This is a genomic window from Alsobacter metallidurans (assembly GCF_014636935.1).
Taxonomy (GTDB): Bacteria; Pseudomonadota; Alphaproteobacteria; order Rhizobiales; family Beijerinckiaceae; genus Alsobacter; species Alsobacter metallidurans.
The window spans coordinates 570966-595781 of record NZ_BMES01000002.1; the positions used below are offsets into that span (position 1 = coordinate 570966).

The following is a 24816-nucleotide window of genomic DNA, read 5'->3' on the forward strand; positions in this document are numbered from 1 at the left end:
TCGATGGCCAAGCGATCCCTCACCTATGCGTGCCAGAGCTGCGGCGCGGTCTATGGCCGCTGGCAGGGCCGCTGCGACGCCTGCGGCGGTTGGAACACCATCGCGGAGGAAGCCGGCGCGGCTCCGCTGCCAGGCGGCTCCTCCGCCCCGAAAGGCCTGCGCGGCAAGGGACGCGTCTTCGCGCTGGAGGGCCTGACCGGCAGTGAGCCAGAGGCGCCGCGCATCGCGTCGGGCATCGCCGAACTCGACCGCGTCACGGGCGGCGGTTTCGTGAAGGGCTCGGTGATCCTGCTGGGCGGCGACCCCGGCATCGGCAAGTCCACGCTGCTGATGCAGGCCTGCGCGGCGCTGAGCAACAAGGGCCACCAGGTCGTCTACATCTCGGGCGAAGAAGCCGTCGGCCAGGTGCGCTTGCGGGCCGAGCGCCTGGGCCTCAGCAAGGCGCCGGTGGAGCTTGCCTCCGAGACCAGCGTCGAGGACATCATCACGACGCTCTCGCAAGGGCCCGCGCCCAAGCTCGTGATCATTGATTCGATCCAGACCATGTGGACCGAGGCCGTGGAGGCCGCGCCCGGCACGGTCACGCAGGTGCGCGGCTCGGCGCAACTCTTGATCCGCTACGCCAAGACGAGCGGCGCGGCGCTGATCCTGGTCGGCCATGTCACCAAGGACGGGCAGATTGCCGGCCCCCGCGTGGTGGAGCACATGGTGGACGCCGTGGCGTCCTTCGAGGGCGACGGCGCGCACCATTTCCGCATTCTCCGGGCAGTCAAGAACCGCTTCGGCCCCACCGACGAGATCGGCGTGTTCGAGATGACGGGGCTCGGGCTGTCGGAGGTCGGAAACCCGTCCGCGCTATTCCTGGCCGGTCGCGACACCGCCTCCCCGGGCACGGCCGTGTTTGCCGGCATGGAAGGCACGCGGCCACTCCTGGTGGAGTTCCAAGCCCTCGTGGCCCCGACGTCGCTGGGCACGCCCCGGCGGGCGGTGGTAGGCTGGGACCAGAGCCGCCTCTCGATGGTAATCGCCGTGCTGGAGGCCCATGCCGGGCTGAAGCTCGGCCAGCACGACGTCTACCTGAACGTGGCCGGCGGCCTGCGCATCAACGAGCCTGCGGCGGACCTCGCGGCCGCGGCCGCGCTGGTGTCGTCTCTCGCGCAGGCGCCGCTCGCGCCGGACCGCGTCTACATGGGCGAGATCGGGCTGACCGGCGCGCTGCGTCCCGTGAGCCAGGCGGCGTCGCGCCTGAAGGAAGCCGCCAAGCTCGGATTCTCCTCCGCGATGATGCCGAAGGCCGGCATGGACAGCGCCGGCAAGCCGCCGATCCAGCTGCTGTCTGCGGCTGATGTGGCGGATCTTGTGGCCGGAATAGCAGCCAGCGCGAAAAGGTCGGGGACGCGGAAGGTTCGCGACCCGGAAGACGCGTGACGGTAAGCCGTTGCGCCGCTATAAGACGGGCGAATTGCAACGGATTCCTGCCGAGTTGAAGATTTCATGAGCCAGATCCCCGTGACACCGCTCGACCTCGTGGTCCTGGGCGTGATCTTCATCTCCGCCCTTCTGGCCGCCGTGCGCGGCTTCACCCGAGAGGTGCTGGCGATCGGCTCCTGGATCGCGGCGGCCGCCGCCGCCTACGCGCTGCATCCGCTGGTTCTGCCCTACGCCAAGGAGTACATCAGCAACGCGCAGCTGGCTCTCGCGGCCGCGATCGCGTCCGTGTTCCTGATCACGCTGGTGCTGGTCTCCTTCCTGACCGTGAAGATCTCGGACCTGATCCTCGACTCGAAGATCGGCGCGCTCGACCGCACCCTCGGCTTCCTGTTCGGCGCCGCTCGCGGCCTGCTGATCGCCGTTATCGCCTTCGTGTTCTTCGACAAGCTGGTCGGCGACAAGCAGCAGCCTGACTGGATCCGTAACGCCAAGATGCGCCCTGTTCTGAAGGATACGGGTGACTACATAGTGGGACTTCTCCCCGAAGACCCGGAGGGCTATCTGCAGAAGCTCCGGAACAAGAACAAGGATCTGGGCGACCCGAGCGAACCCCCGGCGGCGCCCGGCGCGCCCACGGCGCCTCCGGCCCCCTCTGTTCCGGGCGCAACGCCGCCCGCCCAGAAACGCACGGAGACGGAGCAGGCCCCCTCCTATAAGAAGACGCAGCAGCAAGGCCTGCAGCAGTTGATCGAAACGGCGGCCGGTTCGGCCCCCGCCCCTGCCAAAACGACGCGCTGAGAACCGGGCGCGAACGCAGCCGCAAGGCAGCGAGAACAAGAGTTCGCCGGGAGCGAACGGGATGAGACCGGGCGAGCCGGCCTCGCCCGAGTTGGTGACACACGAAAGACGAGCCGCCGCGCAGCGCCCCGCCCTGCGCGGATCATGCTTGGATGAGGACCGCGATGACCCGTCGTGACCACATGGATTTCGAAGCTCCCGGAGCCGCCGTGTTCGACCCCGAGGCCGACCGCCTGCACGAAGAGTGCGGCGTCTTCGGCATCTATGGCCACCCCGACGCCGCCGCCATCACGGCGCTCGGCCTTCACGCGCTGCAGCATCGCGGCCAGGAAGCCGCCGGCATCGTATCCTTCGACGGCAAGCGCTTCCATTCAGAGCGCGCGCTCGGCCTCGTCGGCGATACCTTCTCGGACCTCGCCACGATCGAGCGCCTGCAGGGCTCATGCTCCATCGGCCATGTGCGCTACGCCACCACGGGCGCAACCATCCTGCGCAACGTCCAGCCGCTCTTCGCCGAGCTCGCCAGCGGCGGCTTCGCGGTGGCGCATAACGGCAACCTCACCAACGGCCTGACGCTGCGGCGCCAGCTCGTACGCGACGGCGCGATCTGCCAGTCCACCTCCGATACGGAGGTGATCCTCCATCTCGTGGCGCGCAGCCGCAAGGCGCGCTTCATGGACCGCTTCGTCGATGCGCTGGCGCAACTCGAGGGCGCCTATTCGCTGGTCGCGATGACCAACAAGAAGCTGATCGGCGCGCGCGACCCGCTCGGCATTCGCCCGCTCGTCCTGGGCGACCTCGACGGCCGCCCGATCTTCGCGTCCGAAACCTGCGCGCTCGACATCATTGGCGCCAAGTTCGTGCGCGACGTCGAGAACGGCGAGATCATCGTGGCGTCCGAGGACGGGATCGAGTCGTTCAAGCCTTTCAAGCCGGTCCGCGCCCGGCCCTGCATCTTCGAGTACATCTACTTTTCCCGGCCTGACTCGATGGTCCACGGCAAGTCCGTGTACGACGTGCGCAAGCGCATGGGCGCGGAGCTCTCGGCCGAGGCCCCGATCGACGCTGACGTGGTGATCCCCGTGCCGGATTCCGGCGTTCCGGCCGCGCTCGGTTTCGCGCAGGCCTCCGGCATCCCGTACGAGCTCGGCATCATCCGCAACCACTATGTCGGCCGCACCTTCATCCAGCCCACCCAGTCGGTGCGCGAGCTCGGCGTGCGCATGAAGCACTCGGCCAACCGCGCCGTGGTGGACGGCAAGAAGATCGTGCTGATCGACGATTCAATCGTTCGCGGCACCACCTCGGTGAAGATCGTCCAGATGATGCGCGACGCCGGGGCGAAGGAGGTGCATTTCCGCATCTCGAGCCCGCCGATCACGCATCCCGATTACTACGGCATCGATACGCCCGAGCGTGACAAGCTTCTGGCGGCCACGCACACGCTGGAGGAGATGCGCGAGTATATCGGCTGCGACAGCCTTGCCTTCCTGTCCGTGAACGGCATCTACCGCGCGATGGGGCAGACCCGCCGCGACGACGCCTGCCCGCAGTACACCGATCATTGCTTCACGGGCGACTACCCGACGCCGGTCACGGACCTCGTCGGCGAAGGCCCCAAGCAAGTCCCCATCCTCGCCGAAGTCGGATAATCGCCTCGCCATGTCGAAGCCTCTCGAGAACCGCATCGCGCTCGTGACGGGCGCGTCCCGCGGCATCGGCCGCGCCGCCGCGCTTGCCTTTGCGGCTGCCGGCGCCCACGTGGTCGCGATCGCACGCACACAGGGGGCACTCGAGGAGCTCGACGACGAGATCCGGGCCGTTGGCGGCGCGGCGACGCTCGTCCCTGTCGACATCAAGGACTTCCCGGCGCTGGACCGTCTCGGCGCGGCCCTGCACGAGCGCTGGGGCAAGCTCGACATCTTTCTCGGCAACGCCGGCGTGCTCGGCCCCATCACCCCACTCGGCCACGTCGAACCGAAAGACTGGGACAACGTGCTGGCCGTAAACGTGACGGCCAACTGGCGTCTAATCCGCTCGCTGGACCCGCTACTGCGCGCGTCCGACGCGGGCCGCGCGATCTTGATGTCCTCCGGCGCATCCTGGAAGCGCACGGCCTATTGGGGCCCCTACGCGGTGTCCAAGGCCGCCGTGGATGCGCTGGGCTGCACCTATGCGGCCGAGACCGCGACGACGCCGATCAAGGTGATGCTGGTGAACCCCGGCCCGCTGCGCACCCGCATGCGCGAGACCGCCATGCCGGGCGAGGATCCGATGTCGCTCCAGACGCCCGAAGACCTTGCGCCGCATCTGGTCGAGATGGCCTCGCCGGCTTGGAGCGAGACCGGCAAGCTGTTCGATTTCCCAACGAAGAGCGTGAAGAGCTTCCGCTTTCCAGAGTGACCCGGACTGCGAGCCTCAAGGCTCGCATGGGATCGTCGGCCATGACGCGGAGAAGCGAGCCTGAAGGCTTGCTGTCCCCGGCGTCTCAAACAGCCCGTTCCACGAAGCTGACCACCGTCCCGAACGCCGCCTCGGGCGGGATAACGATCGATGTTCCGACCACGCTGTGCGCGATGCCGGCTGCGCGGACGCGTTCCGCAATGGCGTCGAGGCTCTTCACCGCCACTGTGAAGCCGACCAGCCGCGCAGGCTCCTCGGGCAGCCGCACGCCAGTGTGGAAAGCGAGCGCGGCGCCCGACACCACCTCGATCCGCCCGCGCGGCAGGTGGACGATGATCCCCGCCGAGTTGGACACGAGGTCGTGCTCGCCGGTGAACTTGTAGAGAAACTCGGCATGAGCGGACGGGTTCTCGGCCAGCATGGTGACGGCCTCGACCGCGAGCGCGCCGTTGGAGTGCTGCTGGAAAGCGGAATTCCAGAAATTCTGCGGCTCGTGCTGCTGGCACACGAAGAAGCCCGCCGCCGGGGCCAGCACATCTCGTGCGAAAGCCAGGCTGAACGCCACGCGCGCCTCGGAGCCATCCGGCCGGCGCGCCTGGCGCTCGAAAAAGAAAGGCTCGAATCCGCCGATGCCGGACGCCGCAAAGGCTGCGTGGTCGCCAGTTGCGTCCACCGACTCCAGCACCAGCATCGCAAGGCCATGCCCCTGCGCGAGGCTGTCGCGCACGAACGCCCCGAACGAGAACCGGCCAGGCATTTGCGGCTCGATGGCCGCGCCCTCGCCAACCGTGATCAGCTCCAGGAACACTCCCGGAAACTGCACGATGCGGTTCTCGGTCCCCCAAGGGTGTCGATTACGGGCGCCAACCGTGAAGCCAAGCGCCTCATAGAGGCGCCCAGCGGCGTCGAGATCGTGGACGGGGAGAACGAGATGGTCGAGGCCGCGGGGCATTGGGGCGCCTTTCAAGGGGTAAAGGCAGCTTAGCCGATCGGAGGCCGAACGGCAGCCCTCACACCAGCCGGCTCTTTTCCACGGCCGCCGCGATGAAGCTGGCGAATAACGGGTGCGGCTCAAAGGGCCGGGATTTCAGCTCGGGGTGGTACTGCACGCCGATGAACCAGGGATGATCGGGGAACTCCACCGTTTCGGGCAGCAGCCCATCCGGCGAAACGCCGGCAAACTTCATGCCCTGAGCCTCGAGCTTCTCGCGGTAGCCCATGTTCACTTCATAGCGATGGCGATGGCGCTCGGAGATCTCGGTGTCGCCGTAGATCTTGGCGATGTGGCTGCCTTCGGCCAGCTTCGCCTTGAAGGCGCCGAGGCGCATGGTTCCACCAAGGTCCCCGCCGGCGGCCCGGATTTCGAGCTCGTTGCCGCGCATCCACTCGGTCATGAGGCCGACCAGCGGCTCCTTGCAGGGGCCGAACTCGGTGGAATTCGCGCCCGTGATGCCGGCGAGCGAGCGCGCCGCCTCGATCACGGCCATTTGCATTCCAAAGCAGATGCCGAAATACGGCACCTTGCGCTCACGCGCGAAGCCGGCAGCCCGGATCTTGCCTTCGGCGCCGCGCTGGCCAAAGCCGCCCGGCACCAGGATGCCGCTGACATGCTCCAGGAAGGGCGTGGGGTCTTCGTTCTCAAAGACCTCCGACTCGATCCAGTCGAGCTTCACCTTCACCCGGTTGGCGATGCCGCCGTGATTCAGCGCCTCGATCAGCGACTTGTAGGCGTCTTTCATGCCCGTGTACTTGCCCACCACCGCGATGGTGACCTCGCCCTCGGGGTTCTCGACGCGCTCGGTGACGCCCTGCCAGCGCGACAGGTTCGGCTTGGGCGCGGGCTCGATGCCGAACGCGGCCAGCACCTCGGCGTCGAGGCCGGCCTCATGGTAGGCGGCCGGTACGGCGTAGATCGACGACACGTCGCGCGCCTCGATCACGGCGGTTTCGCGCACGTTGCAGAACAGGCCGAGCTTGCGGCGCTCCTCGCGCGGGATCTCGCGGTCGGTGCGGCAGAGCAGGATGTCGGGCTGGATGCCGATGGAGCGCAGCTCCTTCACGGAGTGCTGCGTCGGCTTGGTCTTGAGCTCGCCGGCGGTCGGGATGAACGGCAGCAGCGTGAGATGCACATACACGGCGTGGCCGCGCGGCAGGTCGTTGCCGAGCTGACGAATGGCCTCGAAGAACGGCAGGCCCTCGATGTCGCCCACCGTGCCGCCGATCTCCACGAGCACGAAATCGACGCCCTCGTTGCCGGTGAGCACGAATTCCTTGATCGCATTGGTGACGTGCGGGATCACCTGAACGGTGCCGCCGAGGTAGTCGCCCCGGCGCTCCTTGGCGATGATCTCCTGGTAGATTCGCCCGGTCGTGATGTTGTCGGCCTTGGAGGCCGGCCGGCCAGTGAAGCGCTCGTAATGGCCGAGGTCGAGGTCGGTCTCCGCCCCGTCGTCGGTGACGAAGACTTCGCCATGCTGGTACGGGCTCATCGTGCCCGGATCGACGTTCAGATAGGGATCGAGCTTGCGCAGGCGAACCGAATAGCCGCGAGCCTGCAGGAGAGCGCCCAGGGCTGCGGAAGCAAGGCCTTTCCCGAGGGAAGAAACCACGCCGCCGGTGATGAAAACATAGCGAGCCATGGGGGTTTCCATCTAGTCCGTCGCGGCCGATTTGGCGAGGCCGCAACCGAGCCCGACCGGGGGCTCTCCACAGAAAACGACCCGGCGCCCGCCCGGGCGCCGGCCTGTTCATGTTGGAGGGCCAGGGCCCTCGCCTCTCTTCAAAGCGAGAGGGCCGGTCGCCCGGCCCTCGTGTCGTCTCGTTACTGCGCCGGCGCGGGGGCCGGGGCTGCAGGGGCGGCCGGAGCCGGCGCCGCCGGAGCCTGCTGGTTCTGCAGGCGGTTCAGCTGGTCGAGCACGCCGCCTGACGGCGCCTGTGCGGGAGCGGCCGGCGCGCCTGCGGGCGCGTTCGTGTCGAGGATCGACTTCGGCGCCCGGTTGGCGCCGGCCAGGATGGCCAGGATCAGGCTGGTGGCGAAAAATATCGCGCCCAGGATCGCAGTGGCGCGGGTCAACGCGTTGGCCTGTCCGCGGCCGGTCATGAACCCCGACACGCCGCCGCCGCCCGACAAGCCGCCAAGCGCGCCGCCTTCGGACCGCTGGAGGAGAATCACGCCCACGAGCGAGAGCACCACGATCAGGTGGATGACGATCAGAACCTGCTGCATGGGTCCTTCCGGGCCGAAGCCGTATACAAGCCAAAAGGCCGGGGGCATCGCCATCACGATGAAGGCGGTCCCGGCCGAACTGTCGGGTGGGCGTTTAGCACGCCCTGAGCGCTGGCGCCAAGATGGGGATCATCCCTCCGACGCGCAACCGCCTCAGCGGTAAGCCGCCGCAATCCCCAGGAAGTCAGCGGCCTTCAGGCTCGCGCCGCCTACGAGCGCGCCGTCCACGTTTGCGACGCCCATCAGCTCGACCGCATTGGAGGGCTTCACCGAGCCGCCATACAGGATGCGCACCAGCGGCGACTCGTCCTTGCCGATGATCTTGCGCAGTTCGGCGCGGATGGAGGCGTGCACCTCCTCGACGTCCTTCGCTGTCGGCGTCAGCCCGGTGCCGATGGCCCACACCGGCTCATAGGCCACCACCAAGGTGTCCGCCGTCGCGCCTTCCGGGATCGAGCCCCGCAGTTGGCGTTTCACGATTGCGAGCGTGCGCCCGGCCTCGCGCTCTTCCTTGGTCTCGCCGACGCAAACGATGGCGACCAAGCCCGCGCGCCAGGCCGCCTCGGCCTTCGCCTTTACGACGGCGTCACTCTCCTTATGGTCGGTGCGCCGCTCGGAATGCCCGACGATCACATGGCTCGCGCCCGCATTGGCGAGCATCTCGGCTGAAACGTCGCCCGTGTGCGCGCCGTTCTCCTTGGCGTGGCAGTCCTGCCCGCCAATGGCTACGCCCGTGCCGACCGCCGCCGCGGCCGCGACATAGACCAATGTGGCCGGGGGACAAACCAGCAGGTCCACCTTGCGCCTGAGCGCGCCGTCATAGGCGCCCCCCATGGCGGCGAGCTCGTTGAGCGCCGGCCGAAGGCCGTTCATCTTCCAGTTGCCGGCAACGAGGGGGCGCGGGCGCGCGGTCATGCTTCTCTCCCTGATCTGTGCTCAGGGCGGATAGCAGAACCCGAGCGAGCCCGGAAGTGCGTCGAAGGTGGACATCCGCCGGCGGCGCCCCGCAAAAGGGGTCGCCTCCCGGGCCGGTCTGGACTATGAAGCGCGCTTGACCCGGCTCGCGCCGGCGCCCTTTTCACGTTGCAAGGATCCGTCGCCCATGATGTCAGGAATGCGCAAGGCCGGACAAAGCTGGCTCGGACGCATCGTCGTGGCCGTTCTGTTCGGCTTCCTGATCCTCAGCTTCGGCGTCTGGGGCATCGGCGACATGCTGCGCACATCGGGTCAGACAAACGTCGCCCATGTGGGCTCGACGCAGATCAGCGCCCAGGCCTATCGCGACGCCTACCAAAACGAGATCCAGCAGCTCTCGCGCCGGATCCGCCGGGCCGTCACCAATGACGAGGCGCGCGCCGTGGGCCTCGACCGCCAGGTTCTCTCCAAGATGATGACCGAGGCGACGCTGGACGACCGCGTGAAGGCCTATGGCCTCGCGATCTCGGACGCCACCATCGCCAAGGCGATTTTCGCCGATCCCACCTTCAAGGGCGCCAACGGCCAGTTCGACCGCAACGCGTTCAACGACGCCATCCGCAACCAGGGGTTCACAGAGCAGGGCTTCGTGCGCGCGCAGCGCGCCGTGTATCTGCGCCAGCAGCTGGCCGACACGATCGGGGGCAACGCCCCCGTGCCGGGCGTCCTGCGCGAGGCGGTGCACCGCTACCAGAACGAGACGCGCACCGTCAGCTTTGTGGCGATCGGCGCCGACAAGGCCGGCGAGGTCGCCGCGCCGGACGCCGCCACCCTGCAGGCCTTTTTCGATGGCCAGAAAACCGCGTTCCGCGCCCCCGAATACCGCAAGGTTACGCTGATGACCTTGAGCCCGGCCGACGTGGCCAAGCCCGATCAGGTGTCGGACGGCGAGACGCAGGCGTTCTACGACCGCAACAAGTCCCGCTACGGCGCGCCCGAGAAGCGCTCCGTCCAGCAGATCGTGTTCCCGACCGCCGACGATGCGAAGGCGGCGTCCGAACGCATCAAGTCCGGGACGGGCTTCGACGCGATCGCGCAGGAGCGCAACATTCCGGCGCAGGATCTCGATCTCGGCCTGGTGACCAAGGACGCCATCATCGACCCCAAGGTGGCGGACGCCGCCTTCGCGCTGCCGGCCAATGCGGTGAGCGAGCCGGTCGAGGGTCGCTTCGGCTTCGTTCTGGTGCGCGTCGGCGAGATCCAGCCCGAAACCGTGAAGCCGCTCGCCGAGGTCTCCGCCGAGATCAAGACCGAGATCGCACGGGGCCGCGCCCGGGACGCCGTCCAGGACGTGCATGACAAGATCGAGGACCAGCGCGCCTCCGCCAAGCCGCTGGCCGACATCGCCCGCGACGTGAAGCTGAACGCCCGCCAGGTTGAGGTGGACCGCGCCGGACGCGACAAGGCCGGCAAGCCGGTGGACATCGCGGACCGCGAGGCCGTGCTGAAGTCCGCCTTTGCGTCTGACGTCGGCGTCGACAACGAGGCCGTCTCCACGCGCGACGGCGGCTATGTCTGGTTCGAGATCAACGGGATCGAGGCCGGCCGCGAGCGCAAGCTCGACGAGGTCAAGGCCGAGGTCGAGGCGGCTTGGAAAGCCGACGAGATTGGCAACCGCATCGCCGCCAAGGCCTCCGACGCGGTGAAGAAGATCAACGGCGGTATGGCGCTCGAGGCGGTCGCGACCGAGCTGGGCGTCGAGGTGAAAACCGCAAAGGACGTGAAGCGTCAGGGCGCGGCCGGCGGCCTGTCCCAGCCGGCCGTAGCGCAGGTCTTCGCCACTCCGGTGGGCAAGGCCGCAAGCGCGCTGGGAGCAAACCCGCAGGAGCGCCTTGTGATCCGGGTCGATGGCGCGGAAGTGCCGCCGCTGATCGCGACCCAACAGTCCGTGGTGCAGCTCGACGAGCAGATCCGCCTTGCCATCGGCGACGACATGCTCAACGTCTACGTCCAGAAGATGCAGCAGGAGATCGGCACGGGCGTGAACGACGCCGTGCTGCGCCAGGCGATCGGCGGCGGGCAGTTCTGAGGGTGGTATGACGCTCCAGCCCAGCTTCGAGGCGTTTGCCCGGATTTACGACGACGGCAGGCCGCAGATCCTGCGAACTGCCCTCGTCGGCGATCTCGAGACGCCCGTCTCGGCGTTTCTGAAGCTGGCGGAGCGGCATGAAGGCCCGCGCTTCCTGCTGGAATCTGTGGAAGGCGGCGCCGTTCGCGGCCGTTATTCGATGATTGGCCTGTCGCCGGACCTGATCTGGCGTTGCGAGGGGCAGGTCTCGGAGATCAACCGCGTCGCGCTGGACGAGCCCGAGGCCTTCGAGCTCTGCATCGAGCCGCCGCTCGACGCGCTGCGCAGTTTGCTGGCCGAAAGCGCCGTTCCGTTCACGGACGAGTTGCCCCCCATGGCGGCGGGCGTATTCGGCTATCTCGGCTACGACATGGTCCGCCACATGGAGCGGATTGGCGACCCGAACCCCGACGTTCTCGGCGTCCCTGACGCCGTGCTGGTGCGCCCCACAGTCATGGTTGTATTCGACGCCGTGCGGGATGAGATCGCGGTGCTGAGCCCGGTTCGCCCGCGCGCCGGCCAGAGCGCCAAAGCCGCCTATGAGATCGCGCTGGAGCGCATCGACAAAGTCGTGGCCGCGCTCGAAGGCCCCCTGCCCTCTGCCACCGCCGCCGCGCCGGCTGAGATGCTGGCCCAGGCTGGCCGGTCCAACACGGCGCCCGCCGAGTACGAGGCGATGGTCGCGCGGGCCAAGGAGTACATCCGCGCCGGGGACATTTTCCAGGTCGTGTTGTCGCAGCGCTTCGAGGCGCCGTTCGAGCTTCCGGCTTTGTCGCTGTACCGCGCGCTGCGCCGCGTCAACCCCGCCCCGTTCCTGTGCTACCTCGATTTCGGCGGCTTCCAGATCGTCTGCTCGTCGCCCGAGATTCTCGTCCGCGCGCGCGACGGCAAGGTCACGATCCGGCCGATCGCCGGCACCCGGCCGCGGGGCGCAACGCCCGCGCTGGACAAGGCGCTCGGCGAGGAGTTGCTAGCCGACGAGAAGGAGCGCGCCGAGCATCTGATGCTGCTCGACCTCGGCCGCAACGACGTTGGCCGCGTCGCCGAAATCGGCACCGTCACGGTGACGGACAGCTTTTTCCTGGAGCGCTACAGCCAGGTGATGCACATCGTCTCCAACGTCGAGGGCGTGCTCGCCAAGGAGCACGATGCGCTTGACGCGCTGGTGGCGGGCTTCCCGGCCGGCACGGTCTCGGGCGCCCCCAAGGTGCGCGCGATGCAGATCATCGACGAGCTCGAGAAGGACAAGCGGGGCATCTATGCCGGCTGCATCGGCTATTTCGGCGCGAACGGCGAAATGGACACCTGCATCGTGCTGCGCACCGCCGTGGTGAAGGATGGCAGGATGTTTGTGCAGGCCGGCGCCGGCATCGTCTACGACAGCGACCCGGCCTCCGAGCAGCAGGAATGCGTCAACAAGGCTAAGGCCCTGTTCCGCGCCGCCGAGGAAGCCGTGCGCTTCGCCAGCGTCGCGCGGCGAGGCCAGTAGCGCCTCCATCTCGCAATGCGGCGCCATGCTTTCGTCCGAGTTGAGTGGCGCAATCCGCCCTTCGCAGAAAGCGGAGCGCCTTCGATGCAGAATTGCTTTTCGCAATGGCTGGAGGCCGTAGCCCGGCACTGCCAGGACGGCCAGCGTCACCTGGTCCACCCCGATCGGCTTGTGTTGCGTGACTGGTTCGTCGATCGCATTCCGCCGCAGGAAGCGGCGCGTCGTATCAGCCGATGCGTCGACGACGCAGCTGCGCCGCCGCATTTTGGTGAGCCCACGGCAGTTCGGCCCGCCGCTTGACGCTGAAACGATTTGGCGTGGAACGGTAGCGGCGGCTTGCCGCTTTTGGTTGCGATGCAGCAGCCAAGGAGGCCGCCATGGCGCGCCCAATCACCAGGCCGGGCTGGCCTCTTGTCGTGTTCGGGGGCCTGATCGCTCTAGTGGGTCTCGCAGTGGCGGGCGCCGGCGGTTGGCTGATCCTCAAAGGCGGTTCCTGGTACTACCTCCTGGCCGGCCTTGGCTTTGCGGCGACAGGCTTCCTGCTCGTGGCCCGACAGACCGCGGGGTTGTGGGTCTACGCCGCCATTGTTCTCGGCACGCTCGCCTGGGCGGTGTGGGAGATCGGCTTCGACTGGTGGCAGCTAGCGCCGCGGGGCGACATCGTTTTCCTGGTAGGCATTTTGCTTTTGACCCCGTGGATCCTGGGCGGTCTTACCGACCCCGATCGTCGGCTCGGCTGGGCGCCATGGCGCGGCGCAGGGCTCCCGCTCACGCTGGCGCTCCTGGCCGCAACCGTGGTCGGCGCGGTCGCGTTGACGCGCGAATACCACGACCGCCACGGCGAGTTGCCGACGGCGGCCGGGCCGCGCCCGGCCGATTACGCTGGCGTGCCGGACGGAGACTGGCGCGGCTACGGCCGTTCGAATTTCGGGGATCGTTACTCGCCACTGGCGCAGATCACGCCCGACAACGTCAAGAACCTGAAGGTCGCCTGGACCTATCACACGGGTGACAAAAAGGGTCCGAACGACCCCAAAGAGACCACCTACGAACTGACGCCGCTGAAGATTGGCGACACGGTCTATATCTGCACTCCGCACGACTGGGCGATTGCGCTGGACGCCGAGACGGGCCGCGAAAAGTGGAAATACGATCCCAAGATCGACCAGAAAATCAACCTCCAGCACCTCACCTGCCGCGGCGTGTCCTACCACGACGCCGGCGACCGCGCGGCGAGCCCGGACGGAGAATGCCCGCAGCGCATCTTCCTGCCCACCGCTGACGCGCGCCTGATTGCGCTCGACGCCAAGACCGGACAGCCCTGCGCGGGGTTCGGCCAGAATGGCGCCGTCGACCTGTGGACCGGCATGCCGGAGGCGCGCAGCGGCATGTACTACTCGACGTCGCCGCCCGTGGTGACGCGCAACCTCGTAATCATCGCCGGCGAGGTCACTGACAACTTCTCGACGAGCGAGCCGTCGGGTGTGATCCGCGCCTACGACGTCAACACTGGCCGCCTGATGTGGAACTGGGACCCCGGCAACCCGGACGCGACCGACCCGCTGCCGGCCGGCCAGTTCTACACGAAGAACTCGCCGAACAGCTGGATCGTCTCCAGCGCCGACGAGGAGCTCGGCCTCATCTATATTCCGCTCGGCAACCAGACCCCCGACCAGTGGGGCGTCGGCCGCAGCGAGAACACCGAGAAGTTTTCGGCCTCGATCGTCGCGCTCGAGATCGCGACCGGCAAGCTGCGCTGGGTGTTCCAGACCGTGCACCACGACCTGTGGGACATGGACGTGCCCTCGCAGCCGAGCCTGCTCGACCTCGACCGGCCCGAAGGCAAGGTCCCGGCGCTGGTGCAGTCCACCAAGCGGGGCGACATCTATGTGCTCGACCGGCGAACCGGCAAGCCCATCATCCCGGTCGAGGAACGGCCCGTGCCCGCGGGCGCGGTGGCGCCGGACTTCACCTCCCCCACCCAGCCCTTCTCGGCGCTGACGCTCGGACCCGAGCGCAACATCGAGGAACGCGACATGTGGGGCGCGACCATGTTCGACCAGCTCGCCTGCCGCATCAAGTTTCGCTCACTGCGTTACGACGGCATGTTCACGCCGCCCTCGCTGCAGGGCTCCATCGTGTTTCCGGGCAATTTCGGCGTGATCGACTGGGGTGGCGTCGCCGTCGACCCCGTCCGGCAGGTCGCCTTCGCCAACCCGGACTACATGGCCTTCCTCAGCCGGCTCATTCCGCGCGAAAAGCTGGCCGAGCAGGGCAAGCGCGAGAATGTCCAGACCCCTGCGGGCGGGTCCGACGTAGCCGGCTCCAAGGCCGACGAGAGCGGCGCAAACCCGATGCACGGCACGCCTTACGCGGTGGAGCTGAACCCTTTCCTGTCGCCGGTCGGCTTCCCCTGCCAGGCGCCGCCTTGGGGCTATGTCGCCGGTCTGGACCTGCGCAGCGGCAAGGTGACCTACAAGCTGAAAAACGGCACGGTGCGGGACCTGTCCCCGATCCCCCTGCCCTTCAAGATGGGCGTGCCCAGCCTGGGCGGCCCGATCGTCACGGCTGGCGGCGTCGCCTTCCTCACCTCCACGCTAGACTACTATGTCCGGGCCTACGACCTCACCACCGGCCGCACGCTCTGGCAGGATCGCCTCCCGGCCGGCGGGCAGGCGACGCCGATGTCCTACCGCTCGCCCGCGAGCGGACGGCAGTTCGTCGTGGTGGTGGCGGGCGGCCATGGATCGCTGGGCACCAAGACAGGCGACTCCGTTATCGCCTACGCGCTACCCCAATAACCCGGGCTGCGGCATCCTGGCCCCCAGGCTGAGCCGCCGGAACGCGCGACGCGCCCAAACGTTGATCTCTCGACAAGCGTATTCGAGAGGAGAACCCAATGGTCTCGAACACTCGCAAGGCTCTGCTGGCCTTTTCGGCCCTCGCGGCGACCGCCGTGATCTCGGCCCCCGCCGAGGCGCAGTGGCGCCACGGAGGATACCACCGCGGCGGCTACTACGGCGGTTATCACCACCGTGGCGGCGGCTGGGGCTATGGCGGCGCGGCTGCGGCCGGCCTGGTCGGCGGCCTGGCGCTCGGCGCCTTGGCGGCCCCGGCCTACGGCGGCGGCTATGGTTACGGCTACGCGCCGGCCTACGGCTATGGCTACAGCGACTGCTTCATCGAGCGTCAGCGCGTCTACGACGCCTGGGGCCGCCCGATCATCCGTCGCGTTCGCGTCTGCAACTGAGCGACGCGATGACCTACACGCTCGTCCATGATCACGCGCGACGCCGCTTCGATTTGAAGGACGAGACCGGCCCGGTCGCCCACGCCCTCTATGAGGAGCGTGGGGACCGACTTGCGGTCTATCATACCGAAGTTGCCCGCGCGCTGCGCGGCCGTGGCGTCGGCGGCGAGCTGGTGGCCCGGGTGCTCGACGAGATCCGGCAAACCGGCAAGAAAGTAAATCCCGCCTGTCCGTTCGTGCGGGAATACATCGCGCAGAACCCGGAATACGCGGACCTTTCCGCCTGACGCTACCGCAGCAAACGGATCAGCTCGCCCAGCCCATAACCACCCGCCGCACAGGCGGGCACGACCACTCCGGCGAAAAACACCGTCCGTGACGGCTGAAAGCGGAACCAGCTTATCCGCAGCTTCGGCGGTCGCCGGATTCGGCGGCGGCTTTGAAACTCCGGGCTGATCATGGCGTCCATTCGGGTCATGGCGCACTCCTTCGGCTTAACCGAGTGCAACAGACCTTTGTGACCGCGGTCTTGCCGAAACCGCTCGAATGCGCGCGATCGCGTTAGCTCTCAAGCTCTAGCAGCCCGACAGCGCCCGGATGCTCTCGATCTGAGAGCCGGCCGCGGTTTCACGAACGGAGATCACCGCCTGCCCGTCGCAGCGCGATCCGTCGCGGGCCACGAAGTTATACCGCGCCCGCACGGTCGAGGGCCCGACCTGCCACACGCCTTCCAGCCGCAGGGGACGGCGCATCCCGCCATAGAAGCGGCTCATGGCCTGCGCCGAGAAAGGCCCACGCCCCCGCTTCTCGGGAATCAGGAAATGCGCCGCGTCGATGCCGTCGCCTCGCCCGAGCGCGCCATAGAACCCCGCCACCGCATCTCGTGCAGTCCCGCCGCCTTCCGGCGCGCTCGGGCGCGGCGTCGCGGCGGTCTCGAGGTCCTGCGGAGCCTGCGCGGTTCGGGGCCGTGCGGGCGCGGGCCGAGGCGCCGGTGTGGGCGGGCCTTCTTCGTCCGGCTCGACGGTTTGAGGATTTTGCGCGAGGTCGCTGGGCCGGGGCTCCGGCGCGGGAGCGACGACCGGAGGCTCCGCCGGCGGAGCCGGCGCCGTCGCCACTGCGGCCTGCTCGGCCGAGCAATCGAACCAATCGCGGCAGGCGACCTTAAGGCTGCAAACGCTCTGCGCCAATGGCACGCTGAGATCAAGATAGCGCACACTGCCCAGCACCGCCGCGGTGCGGCAGGATTCATCAGCCGAGCCCGCGCAGGCAGCGACGCCGGGATGCGCCAACTGGACCACCTGGGAGCGCTTCTCGGCCGGGAGCGCCGCCACGAAATCGTCGGTCGCCTTTGCGAGCGTGTCAGGCTTCAGGAACTCGAGGTTCTTGGTCGGGCAGAACTGCTTCAACGCCGCCTTGAAAGACGCGTTCTGCGTGGATGCCGCAGGCGCGGCCGTCTGCGGGGCGCTGGTCTGCGGCGCGCTGGTCTGCGCTCTTACGTGTGGCGCGAAGCTCAACAAAGCCGTGGCGCTGAGCGCAAGGATTCGAAAGCTGGCGTGGCGTGTCATGCGGCGACCTCCGCGCAGGAAACGGTCGGCGCGGGCGCTTGTTCCTCCGGGGCGTCAACGCCGTTCGGCGACGTCCTTCGTGGTCATGCGCGACACCGCCAGACGGACCGACGTGAGCCGGCGCGAGGCGATCTGGCCGAGAAGGGCGCTCCGGCGGGACTTGTCGCAGTCGGGATCCTGCGCGAGGCGGATCGCCTGCCTGAGTTCATGGGCGCAATAACCGAGCTCGGCGGCGGCTTCCTGCGGGTCCGTGTCATTCCAGAATTCCGACCAGAACAGGTGGTCGTCCGCCGCCGACAGCCGCAGCTCGATCGCCGACAGCTCGCAGGCGCGGCTTGGGCCAAGGCTGGCGAGCAGGCAAAACGCTGTCGCTCCAAGGCGTACCAAAGAGCATCGCATGACGCGACTCCTTCCGGAGATGCCGTTACGGGCTCTGAACAAGGGCGGAGTGTAACGAGGGGCGCTTCGGACCGCTGTGCTCGCGCGCACGTCCCGATGCGGGGGGCGGCTACGGCAAACAGCCATGCGCTATCCACCGAAAAGCCAGCCGAGCGGGCGGCGCGATCCGGTGTTCACTTCCGATTCACATGATCTCGGATCTAATTCAACCAATGGGCGAAACTCTCAACCCGCCCGCGAACTGGGGCTGCGCATGAGCGACCGGAACTGGTGGCGCGGGGCGACGATCTATCAGATCTACCCGCGCAGCTTCCTGGATACGAATGGCGATGGCGTCGGCGATCTCGCTGGCGCGACCCGCAGGCTGGATCACGTCGCGGCGCTCGGCGCCGACGCCGTGTGGCTGTCGCCCTTTTACGTCTCGCCCATGTGCGACTTCGGCTACGACGTGGCCGATCACAAGGCCGTCGATCCGCTCTTCGGCACGCTGGAGGATGCGGACCGGTTTATCGCCCGCGCGCACGCTCTCGGGCTGCGCGTGCTGGTCGATTTTGTTGTGGGCCACGTCTCGGACCGGCATCCCTGGTTTCGGGCCAGCCGCGCCGACCGGCTCAATCCCAAGGCCGACTGGTTCACCTGGGCCGATCCGCAGCCTGACGGCGGGCCGCCCAACAACTGGCTTTCGGTGTTCAGCGGCCCGGCGTGGAGCTGGGAGCCGCGCCGCCGGCAATACTACCTGCACCACTTCCTCGCCCAGCAGCCTTCGCTGGACACGCGACACCCCGACGTCCAAGCAGCGCTTCTGGATGTCGCGGGCTTCTGGCTCGATCGCGGCGTTGACGGCCTCCGGCTCGACGCCATCGACTTCCTCGGCCACGATCCCGCGCTGCGCTCGAATCCGGCCGCCGGCGTCGATCCCGGCGATGCGCCCGCCAAGCTCTTCGGCATGCAACGGCACGAAAACGACATGCTGCATCCCGAAGGCGAGGGCTTTCTGCATCTCCTGCGCACGTTTACGGAAGCGCGCGGCGGAGCCCTGTTGCTTGGCGAAGTTTCCAGCCAGCCCGGCGCGTTTGGCCGCATCGCCGCCTATACGGGCCCGGCGGGCCCGCTACAGACCGCCTATACGCTGGCGCCCATGCGCGGGCCCTTTGACGCGCAAGCCGCGAACAGCTTCATCCTGGAAGCCGCCCGCACGGACAGCTCCCCCTGCTGGGCTTTCAGCAACCACGATACGATGCGGGTCGCGTCCCGCTGGTGCATGACGGACGGAAAGGTCGACCGGCGCAAGCTCGCGCTGGTCGCGGCCTTCCAGGCCGCGCTGCGGGGCCAGCTTTGCGTGTACCAGGGCGAGGAGCTGGGCCTGACGGAAGCCGAGCTGACGCATGACCAGCTGCGTGATCCTTTTGGAATCGCGTTCTGGCCGGAGTTCAAGGGCCGCGACGGCTCGCGCACGCCCATGCCATGGAGCGCCGAGGAACGCGGCTTCGGCTTCTCGGACGCCGCGCCATGGCTGCCTTTCGGGCAGGGCCACGGCGGCTGCGCGGCGGATCGGCAGGAACGGGACCCGGAAAGCCCCCTCGCCCACTGGCGTGCTCTTCTGCACTGGCGGCGGGACACGCCCGAGATCAAACACGGAAGCCTCGCGCCGATGAGCCTGGATGCGCCGCTGGTGGGCTTTGAACGTGTCCTCGGCGACCGCCGCACGCTGTGTCTGTTCAACCTGTCGGACGAGCGACGGACGCTAAGCCTCGAAGCGGGCCCGGCCGTAATCCTGCCCGGCTGGGGCTTCCAGCTGCTGGACCGCTCCATCGCGCGGCCGCGGCGCGCCAGGGCCGTGGCGGTCGCCTGACGGCGGACGCTGGCCTGTCGCCAGGGTCACGGCCGGCCGGGGCGGGACGCGAGCCAGATCACGTGCTTGGCGCCGCGCTTGCCGCGATCGGCCTTGACGGTGATCTCCTCCACCGCAAAGCCGACCCTCTTCAGGCGCGCGCCGAAAAAGCGGTCCGGAGCGGCTGACCACACCGCCAGCACTCCGCCGGGCCGAAGCGCCGCAAGCGCATCCGCGAGCCCGCGCTGCTCGTAGATCGCGTCATTGTCGCTGCGGGTCAGCCCCTCCGGCCCGTTGTCGACATCGAGCAGAATTGCGTCGTAGGTGCGCGTCGCCTTGCGCATGATCGCCAAGACGTCCCCGACGAGCACGGACACGCGCGGATCAACGAGGCTGTCGCCGAACACGTCCGCCATCAGGCCACGCGCCCAGTCGACGACCTCCGGCACAAGCTCGGCGACATCGATCGCGGCGGCCGGCGGCAACGCCTTCTGGGCGGCCCGGAGCGTGAACCCCATGCCGAGCCCGCCGACGAGGATGCGGGGCTTCTTACCTGGCGCTACCCGCGCGCAGGCCAGCGTGGCCAGCGCCTCCTCCGAACCGCTAAGCCGGCTGTTCATCAGTTCGGTGTGCCCGAGCCGAATGGCATACTCGCCGCCGCGCCGCATGAGACGCAGTTGGCCGCCTTCGCCCGGCATCTCGGCTGTGCCCAACAGTTCCCAGGGGATCATCGTTCTGGCCCGTCATCGCGGCTCCGCTGCCACAGGCCCGTCCCCTTACAGGCGCATCGGGCGCTTGGCCATACCGTCGGGCAAGCCGGGTCCGGCTAACGCCTACGCGGCGGCCGCGACGCGCAGCGGAAATTCGAGCGAAGCTTCCAGAGCTGGGCTGAACGCGCTCTCGTAGACGCCCTGAAGTTCGCGCTCGGCGCACAGCCCGATCAGCGTGGAGCCGAAGCCCTTTCGCCGCGGACGATCGGAGCCGGCGCCTCCCGAGCTCGCGCTCTCGCGCCAGAACAGGCGCACGCGCGCGCCACTCTCCTCGCGATCGACCGTCCAGCTGATGTTCACGGAGCCGTCCGGCGTGGCCAGCGCCCCGTGCTTCACCGCATTGGTGGCCAGCTCATGGAAGATCAGCGCCACCGGAACCACCTGCTTGGGTCCGAGCTGGGCGGGCGGCCCCAGCACGCGCCAGCGCGCCTGGTCGGCGATGCCAAAGGCCTTAAGCTCCACTTCAAGCAAGGCGCCTAGATCGGCTCCGTCCCAGCTGGAATCGCTCAGCAGCTCGTAGGAGTTCTTCAGCGCCATGATCCGCCCTTCGATCGCCGACCGGAAATCCGCGAACGTCTCCGATCCCTTGATCGTCTGCGTGATCATGCCCATCACCACCGCGAGGCTGTTCTTGACCCGGTGATTGAGCTCCGCCAGCAGCATCTCCCGCTGGTTGGCCGCGGTTTTCAGGTCCGTGATGTCCTGCACGACGCGCACCGCGTAGAGGAACTCCCCTGTCCCGCTGCGGACGCTGGTGCTTGACACATGCGTCCAGCGCTCTTCGCCTCCCTTGGTGGAGATTTTCTTCTCCAACTCATAGCTCTCGATTTCGCCGGCGCGCTGGCGCCGGAACAACGCTTCGTCCTGCTCGGCGAAGCCGCGATCCGATACGAAGGTGAAGTTCTGCGCCCCGAGCATTTCCTCGCGCGCGTAACCCGTGATCCGGCATAGCGCCTCGTTCACCGATTTGATCCGGCCGTCCGCGCCCAGTTCGGCAATGCCTACCGCGGCGTTCTCGTGGGTTGCGCGAAGTCGGCCTTCGCTGGCCCGCAGGGCGAGCTCCGAGCGTTTGCGATCGGTGACGTCGTGCAGGGTGCCGATGCCCCGCACCGCACGGCCCGCCGCGTCCCGGATGATCCTTCCCCGTGCCACGACCCATCGTTCGGCGCCGGAAGGCCTCACGATGCGAAATTCAGCGTCATAACGATCCGGACCATCCGGCGCGTAGGTATCCTGATAGCGCTGCATGACCCAGGCATGGTCGTCGGGATGAATCACGCCGGCGAACACGGTGCGGTTGGCCGGACCATCAGCCTCGATCCCGATGATGGCCCTGAACTCGGACGACCAGACGTTGCGATCTTGTTCGATGTCATAGTCCCAGGTGCCGAGCCCGGTCGCCTCCAAGGCGAGTCGCAGCCGCTCCTCGCTGGCGCTGAGCCGCTCAACCAGATCAGCTTCCATTCCGGCGCACCACCCCAAAGCATACTGCCAGTATTATGCGGATTTCCGGGAGTTTGATCGTCCTATCCCGCGCGTCAAGCAAGTTTCGCGAGTATTGAGGGGCAATCGACCGCACCACCGTTGCAGGCGTGGAGTCGCATCGGACAAAGTGAGCGCCGTGAAGCAGCGGTCAAGAATGGCGATGCGCCCGAAAACCTGGGCTGCCATTCCCTGACTTGATAACCATCAACACGAAAGCCAGCACCAACCAGCGCCGGGATAAACCTCACGGCAATCTATGTCCGCCACGTTCAACCGTGAACGAGCCTCGTGAAGGCCGCGTGAGTCGAGCCAGAAGGCCAAAGTGATGCAGCACATTCTGATGGTCGACGACGACCCCTTCATGGGCGAGTTGGCCAAGGGTTTTCTGTCGGGACCGGAAACCGAGGTGCATGGCGCCCTGTCGGGCGAAGAAGCTGTGCGGGCGATGCAGTCGCGCCGGTTCGACCTCGTGGTCACCGACATCGACATGGGCAAGCTGGACGGCCTGTCGCTGATCCGGCACATCCGCTCGTCCGCCACGCATGCAAGCGTCCCGGTGCTGGTCGTCAGTGGCCGCAAGGACCTTCACGCCATCGACATGGCGCGAAGCCTCGGGGCCTCGTCTTTCGTCAGCAAGCCCGTCAACTGGCGGCTGCTGCCCTACAAAGTTCGGGAGTTGTTGACACAAACGGAAGCGCGATCCGTCGCCTGACGGTTGCCTGTCGCGCTCAGGCCGCCTCGGCCATCGCCTCGCGCAGTCGGATCAGCGCTTCGTCGAATGCTTCCGAGCGGAGCGACTGAGCGGGCTCATGCCGCGCGTCGGACAGGCGGCGCTCGAGCTCTTCCAACAATTCCCTGGCGTCCAGCTTGTCGACGCGGATGAGATCCAGCACGGTTCGGCCCAGCGCGTGCGTCCACATGGACCGCATGCCTTCTTTGAGCAGCGTCTCCCGCTGCCGCGCGCTGTCGGACTGAACGTCGCTCATCGTCATCAAGCCTCCTGGCGCACCGGCTCCGCCGCCGGGCGTAATCAACTCATGAGTGCAGGAAAGCACATGACATCTTTCAAGTTCGTGAATGCCCACATACCCGCCCAGATTGCGGCCCGCCAAGCCTAACGGCGGTGCGAGCCCGCAGTCCGGATCACGATATCGGCCGCGCGCCTGCTCGGCGTCTCACCGCTCGGCAGGGTCATCAGGCCGTCCAGCCGCCCGAATTCAGCAAGCTGGCTGGTCCTCGCGTCGCCGTCCCCCAGCAGCGGCCCCAGCGCGGCGGCGAGATTCGAGGGCGCGCTCTGCGCCTGAATCAGTTCGGGGATCGCGTTGCGCCCGAGGATCAGGTTCGGCAGCACGATCGAGGGCGCGTGGATGAAGTGCTTCAGTTGCTCCTCGAGCTTCGACACCCGATAAGCCACCACCATCGGCACGCCGGAGAGCGCCAGCTCCAGCGTCACAGTCCCGGACGCCGCCAGCGCCGCCCGCGCGGTCCGAAAGGCGGCGTATTTCTCCGTCTCGCCGAGCACAATGCGCGGCGCGACCGACCAGCCCGCAACCCCGGCCCGGATCTCGGCCTCCAGATGCGACACCGCCGGCAGCACCGCCTCAAACGAGAGGCCCTGCCCGGCCAGCAGCCCGAGCGCTTGGCCGAACGGCTCCAGCAAGCGGCCGATCTCCGAGCGTCGGCTGCCCGGCAGCACCAGCAGCAGCGGCGGCTGCGCCCCCCGCAGCATCGACTCGGAGGCCGATGGGCGCAATTCATCCAGCCGTTCGATCAGCGGATGCCCGACATAGGTGCATGGCGGCCCGCCCAGGCGCGCATGCGCGTCCGGCTCGAAGGGCAGCAGCGCCAGCACGTGGTCCACGCAGCGCGTCATGGCGCGCGCCCGGCCTGGCCGCCACGCCCAGACGCTCGGGCTCACATAGTCGACGATCGGCAGGTCGGGCGCCTGCTTGCGCACGCGCTTGGCGACCGCGTGGGTGAAGTCCGGGCTGTCGATGATCACGAGCACGTCCGGCTCCGCCGCCACCACGGCGTCCACGGTTTCATGCACCCGCCGGATAATGCCAGGCAGCCGTGCCAGCACCGGCAGAATGCCCATTACGGCAATGTCGGCCAGCGGAAACAGGCTCGCCATCCCTTCCGCCTGCATGGCATCGCCGGCCACGCCCGAAAAGCGCACGCCGTCCTGCCCGAGGCGTTCGCGCAGAGCCCGCATCAGCTTGAAGCCGAGCTGGTCTCCCGAATGCTCGCCGACCACGAGCGCCACATGCAGCGGCCGGCCAATCATGCGCCCGTCCCCACCACGAACAGGCCCACTCTGTCGGCCGCCCGCAGCAGCTCCGCGCGGTCCACCAGAACGACGCCGCCGGCCTGCACGGCGATTCCGGCCAGCCCGGCTGCGCGGGCGCGCTCCACCGTGCGCGGGCCGATGGCCGGCAAGTCGACCCTCAGGTCCTGTCCAGACTTAGGGCGTTTCACCAGCACCCCGCCTTGACCGTCGAGGCGCACGCGCTTTGATCGTTGCAGCCCGGCCACGCGCTCCAGCATGGCGTCCGTGCCCTCCGGACCCTCTACGGCGAGCACGCGCCCACCGCAAACCACCACGGCCTGGCCGATATCGAACGGCCCTGTGACGGCCAGCAGCTCGGTCCCGGTCACGATGTCACGTTGGTGCTCCGGCCGCGGCGCAACCGCGCCGATGGCGCCCTCCGGCGCCAGGATGCCCGGCGCGATCTCCTGCGCGCCGACAACGCGGAACCCCGCGTCCTCGATCAGCCCGACCGCGCCACGCAGGAGGCGGTCGTCGCCCTTGGCGAAGATCCGCGCCAACTCGTCGCGATTGCGAAAGGCCGAGAACACGGAGGCCAACGCCAGCGGTCCAGGACGCGTCACCGCGCCGGCCAGCACGACACAGTCGGGCTTGATGCCGGACAGGAGCTCCAGCAGGCCGGCCGGATCCAGCATGTCCACCACCGCGTGGGGCTTGCCGGCCACGTCCTTGTCCGCGAACCCCCGCAGCGCGATCACGGCCACCTGCCGGCCGGCGGCTCGAGCCGCCTCGGCAACCTCGGCCGGAAACCGGCCGCCGCCGGCCACGATCGCGACCACGCCGGCGTCCGGCATGGA

24 protein-coding genes are annotated in these 24816 nt (G+C 68.0%); 12 read left to right on the forward strand and 12 right to left on the reverse strand.

Annotation, left to right across the window (positions count from 1 at the left end):
* Positions 1–3: 3 nt before the first annotated feature.
* The 4 genes from radA (at position 4) to IEV99_RS12995 (ending at position 4632) form a co-directional block, all read left to right on the forward strand.
* Entirely contained in the window at positions 4–1428 is a 1425-nt protein-coding gene (gene radA, locus IEV99_RS12980; RefSeq protein WP_188518196.1) for a DNA repair protein RadA, read from the forward strand.
* A gap of 66 nt (positions 1429–1494) precedes the next feature.
* Positions 1495–2229: a CvpA family protein gene (locus IEV99_RS12985; RefSeq protein ID WP_371875790.1), complete on the forward strand. Its 735-nt coding sequence runs from the start codon at positions 1495–1497 to the stop codon at positions 2227–2229.
* Positions 2230–2393: 164 nt separating this feature from the next.
* Positions 2394–3881 (forward strand): amidophosphoribosyltransferase, encoded by a 1488-nt coding sequence (gene purF / locus IEV99_RS12990; protein WP_188518197.1) that lies wholly within the window; start codon positions 2394–2396, stop codon positions 3879–3881.
* 10 nt (positions 3882–3891) lie between these two features.
* Positions 3892–4632 (forward strand): SDR family NAD(P)-dependent oxidoreductase, encoded by a 741-nt coding sequence (locus tag IEV99_RS12995; protein ID WP_188518198.1) that lies wholly within the window; start codon positions 3892–3894, stop codon positions 4630–4632.
* Positions 4633–4717: 85 nt separating this feature from the next.
* On the opposite strand, the gene IEV99_RS13000 is transcribed toward IEV99_RS12995, so the two are convergent.
* The 4 genes from IEV99_RS13000 to tpiA form a co-directional block, all read right to left on the reverse strand.
* Positions 4718–5584: a VOC family protein gene (locus IEV99_RS13000; RefSeq protein ID WP_188518199.1), complete on the reverse strand. Its 867-nt coding sequence runs from the start codon at positions 5582–5584 to the stop codon at positions 4718–4720.
* Positions 5585–5642: 58 nt separating this feature from the next.
* Complete coding sequence (gene pyrG, locus IEV99_RS13005) at positions 5643–7271, reverse strand: CTP synthase (RefSeq protein ID WP_188518200.1); 1629 nt, start codon at positions 7269–7271, stop codon at positions 5643–5645.
* Positions 7272–7453: 182 nt separating this feature from the next.
* Complete coding sequence (secG, locus tag IEV99_RS13010; RefSeq protein ID WP_188518201.1) at positions 7454–7858, reverse strand: preprotein translocase subunit SecG; 405 nt, start codon at positions 7856–7858, stop codon at positions 7454–7456.
* A 153-nt stretch (positions 7859–8011) separates the two neighbouring features.
* Positions 8012–8773 (reverse strand): triose-phosphate isomerase, encoded by a 762-nt coding sequence (gene tpiA, locus IEV99_RS13015; protein ID WP_188518202.1) that lies wholly within the window; start codon positions 8771–8773, stop codon positions 8012–8014.
* Between the two features lie 187 nt (positions 8774–8960).
* On the opposite strand from tpiA, the gene IEV99_RS13020 reads away from it, so the two are divergent.
* The 6 genes from IEV99_RS13020 to IEV99_RS13045 all read left to right on the forward strand — a co-directional run bounded on the left by IEV99_RS13020 (position 8961) and on the right by IEV99_RS13045 (position 15927).
* A complete protein-coding gene (locus tag IEV99_RS13020; protein ID WP_188518203.1) occupies positions 8961–10862 on the forward strand; it encodes a SurA N-terminal domain-containing protein in 1902 nt (633 codons plus the stop codon).
* A 7-nt stretch (positions 10863–10869) separates the two neighbouring features.
* Positions 10870–12390 carry an anthranilate synthase component I gene (gene trpE / locus IEV99_RS13025; protein ID WP_188518204.1) on the forward strand — a complete coding sequence of 507 codons (1521 nt, stop codon included), beginning with the start codon at positions 10870–10872 and terminating at the stop codon, positions 12388–12390.
* Positions 12391–12474: 84 nt separating this feature from the next.
* The gene (locus IEV99_RS13030) at positions 12475–12690 is read left to right on the forward strand and encodes a hypothetical protein (protein ID WP_188518205.1); all 216 of its coding nucleotides are present in this window, start codon (positions 12475–12477) and stop codon (positions 12688–12690) included.
* 77 nt (positions 12691–12767) lie between these two features.
* Positions 12768–15191, forward strand: a complete 2424-nt coding sequence (locus tag IEV99_RS13035) for a glucose/quinate/shikimate family membrane-bound PQQ-dependent dehydrogenase (protein ID WP_188518206.1) — start codon at positions 12768–12770, stop codon at positions 15189–15191.
* A gap of 98 nt (positions 15192–15289) precedes the next feature.
* Positions 15290–15640 carry a hypothetical protein gene (locus IEV99_RS13040; protein WP_188518207.1) on the forward strand — a complete coding sequence of 117 codons (351 nt, stop codon included), beginning with the start codon at positions 15290–15292 and terminating at the stop codon, positions 15638–15640.
* An 8-nt stretch (positions 15641–15648) separates the two neighbouring features.
* Positions 15649–15927 (forward strand): GNAT family N-acetyltransferase, encoded by a 279-nt coding sequence (locus IEV99_RS13045; protein WP_188518208.1) that lies wholly within the window; start codon positions 15649–15651, stop codon positions 15925–15927.
* 2 nt (positions 15928–15929) lie between these two features.
* Here the strand turns inward: IEV99_RS13045 and IEV99_RS13050 are convergent, their stop codons facing one another.
* From IEV99_RS13050 to IEV99_RS13060, 3 genes are all read right to left on the reverse strand, one after another.
* Complete coding sequence (locus IEV99_RS13050) at positions 15930–16118, reverse strand: hypothetical protein (protein WP_188518209.1); 189 nt, start codon at positions 16116–16118, stop codon at positions 15930–15932.
* A 97-nt stretch (positions 16119–16215) separates the two neighbouring features.
* Positions 16216–17205, reverse strand: a complete 990-nt coding sequence (locus IEV99_RS13055; RefSeq protein ID WP_188518210.1) for a hypothetical protein — start codon at positions 17203–17205, stop codon at positions 16216–16218.
* Between the two features lie 54 nt (positions 17206–17259).
* Positions 17260–17604 carry a hypothetical protein gene (locus tag IEV99_RS13060; protein ID WP_188518211.1) on the reverse strand — a complete coding sequence of 115 codons (345 nt, stop codon included), beginning with the start codon at positions 17602–17604 and terminating at the stop codon, positions 17260–17262.
* 253 nt (positions 17605–17857) lie between these two features.
* Here IEV99_RS13060 and IEV99_RS13065 point away from each other — a divergent pair, with 253 nt between their 5' ends.
* Entirely contained in the window at positions 17858–19456 is a 1599-nt protein-coding gene (locus IEV99_RS13065) for an alpha-amylase family glycosyl hydrolase (RefSeq protein ID WP_188518212.1), read from the forward strand.
* A gap of 26 nt (positions 19457–19482) precedes the next feature.
* Here IEV99_RS13065 and IEV99_RS13070 read toward each other — a convergent pair whose 3' ends face one another.
* Positions 19483–20166, reverse strand: coding sequence for a spermidine synthase (locus tag IEV99_RS13070; protein ID WP_188518213.1), 684 nt, complete (start codon positions 20164–20166; stop codon positions 19483–19485).
* 102 nt (positions 20167–20268) lie between these two features.
* Entirely contained in the window at positions 20269–21669 is a 1401-nt protein-coding gene (locus IEV99_RS13075) for a sensor histidine kinase (RefSeq protein ID WP_188518214.1), read from the reverse strand.
* Between the two features lie 346 nt (positions 21670–22015).
* Between IEV99_RS13075 and IEV99_RS13080 the strand changes: the two genes are divergently transcribed.
* Positions 22016–22402, forward strand: coding sequence for a response regulator (locus tag IEV99_RS13080; RefSeq protein ID WP_188518215.1), 387 nt, complete (start codon positions 22016–22018; stop codon positions 22400–22402).
* A gap of 16 nt (positions 22403–22418) precedes the next feature.
* Here the strand turns inward: IEV99_RS13080 and IEV99_RS13085 are convergent, their stop codons facing one another.
* From IEV99_RS13085 to IEV99_RS13095, 3 genes are all read right to left on the reverse strand, one after another.
* Positions 22419–22682 (reverse strand): hypothetical protein, encoded by a 264-nt coding sequence (locus IEV99_RS13085; protein ID WP_188518216.1) that lies wholly within the window; start codon positions 22680–22682, stop codon positions 22419–22421.
* Positions 22683–22804: 122 nt separating this feature from the next.
* Positions 22805–23977, reverse strand: a complete 1173-nt coding sequence (gene lpxB / locus IEV99_RS13090) for a lipid-A-disaccharide synthase (protein WP_188518217.1) — start codon at positions 23975–23977, stop codon at positions 22805–22807.
* Positions 23974–24813 carry an LpxI family protein gene (locus IEV99_RS13095; protein WP_188518218.1) on the reverse strand — a complete coding sequence of 280 codons (840 nt, stop codon included), beginning with the start codon at positions 24811–24813 and terminating at the stop codon, positions 23974–23976. Before IEV99_RS13095 ends, lpxB begins: the two co-directional genes overlap by 4 nt.
* Between the last annotated feature and the right edge of the window lie 3 nt (positions 24814–24816).

Bases quoted from the DNA above. Each gene is read 5' to 3' on its own strand.
- radA (WP_188518196.1), top strand. From the start codon at position 4: ATGGCCAAGCGATCCCTCACCTATGCGTGCCAGAGCTGCGGCGCGGTC.
- IEV99_RS12985 (WP_371875790.1), top strand. From the start codon at position 1,495: ATGAGCCAGATCCCCGTGACACCGCTCGACCTCGTGGTCCTGGGCGTG.
- purF (WP_188518197.1), top strand. From the start codon at position 2,394: ATGACCCGTCGTGACCACATGGATTTCGAAGCTCCCGGAGCCGCCGTG.
- IEV99_RS12995 (WP_188518198.1), top strand. From the start codon at position 3,892: ATGTCGAAGCCTCTCGAGAACCGCATCGCGCTCGTGACGGGCGCGTCC.
- IEV99_RS13000 (WP_188518199.1), bottom strand. From the start codon at position 5,584: ATGCCCCGCGGCCTCGACCATCTCGTTCTCCCCGTCCACGATCTCGAC.
- pyrG (WP_188518200.1), bottom strand. From the start codon at position 7,271: ATGGCTCGCTATGTTTTCATCACCGGCGGCGTGGTTTCTTCCCTCGGG.
- secG (WP_188518201.1), bottom strand. From the start codon at position 7,858: ATGCAGCAGGTTCTGATCGTCATCCACCTGATCGTGGTGCTCTCGCTC.
- tpiA (WP_188518202.1), bottom strand. From the start codon at position 8,773: ATGACCGCGCGCCCGCGCCCCCTCGTTGCCGGCAACTGGAAGATGAAC.
- IEV99_RS13020 (WP_188518203.1), top strand. From the start codon at position 8,961: ATGATGTCAGGAATGCGCAAGGCCGGACAAAGCTGGCTCGGACGCATC.
- trpE (WP_188518204.1), top strand. From the start codon at position 10,870: ATGACGCTCCAGCCCAGCTTCGAGGCGTTTGCCCGGATTTACGACGAC.
- IEV99_RS13030 (WP_188518205.1), top strand. From the start codon at position 12,475: ATGCAGAATTGCTTTTCGCAATGGCTGGAGGCCGTAGCCCGGCACTGC.
- IEV99_RS13035 (WP_188518206.1), top strand. From the start codon at position 12,768: ATGGCGCGCCCAATCACCAGGCCGGGCTGGCCTCTTGTCGTGTTCGGG.
- IEV99_RS13040 (WP_188518207.1), top strand. From the start codon at position 15,290: ATGGTCTCGAACACTCGCAAGGCTCTGCTGGCCTTTTCGGCCCTCGCG.
- IEV99_RS13045 (WP_188518208.1), top strand. From the start codon at position 15,649: ATGACCTACACGCTCGTCCATGATCACGCGCGACGCCGCTTCGATTTG.
- IEV99_RS13050 (WP_188518209.1), bottom strand. From the start codon at position 16,118: ATGACCCGAATGGACGCCATGATCAGCCCGGAGTTTCAAAGCCGCCGC.
- IEV99_RS13055 (WP_188518210.1), bottom strand. From the start codon at position 17,205: ATGACACGCCACGCCAGCTTTCGAATCCTTGCGCTCAGCGCCACGGCT.
- IEV99_RS13060 (WP_188518211.1), bottom strand. From the start codon at position 17,604: ATGCGATGCTCTTTGGTACGCCTTGGAGCGACAGCGTTTTGCCTGCTC.
- IEV99_RS13065 (WP_188518212.1), top strand. From the start codon at position 17,858: ATGAGCGACCGGAACTGGTGGCGCGGGGCGACGATCTATCAGATCTAC.
- IEV99_RS13070 (WP_188518213.1), bottom strand. From the start codon at position 20,166: ATGATCCCCTGGGAACTGTTGGGCACAGCCGAGATGCCGGGCGAAGGC.
- IEV99_RS13075 (WP_188518214.1), bottom strand. From the start codon at position 21,669: ATGGAAGCTGATCTGGTTGAGCGGCTCAGCGCCAGCGAGGAGCGGCTG.
- IEV99_RS13080 (WP_188518215.1), top strand. From the start codon at position 22,016: ATGCAGCACATTCTGATGGTCGACGACGACCCCTTCATGGGCGAGTTG.
- IEV99_RS13085 (WP_188518216.1), bottom strand. From the start codon at position 22,682: ATGACGATGAGCGACGTTCAGTCCGACAGCGCGCGGCAGCGGGAGACG.
- lpxB (WP_188518217.1), bottom strand. From the start codon at position 23,977: ATGATTGGCCGGCCGCTGCATGTGGCGCTCGTGGTCGGCGAGCATTCG.
- IEV99_RS13095 (WP_188518218.1), bottom strand. From the start codon at position 24,813: ATGCCGGACGCCGGCGTGGTCGCGATCGTGGCCGGCGGCGGCCGGTTT.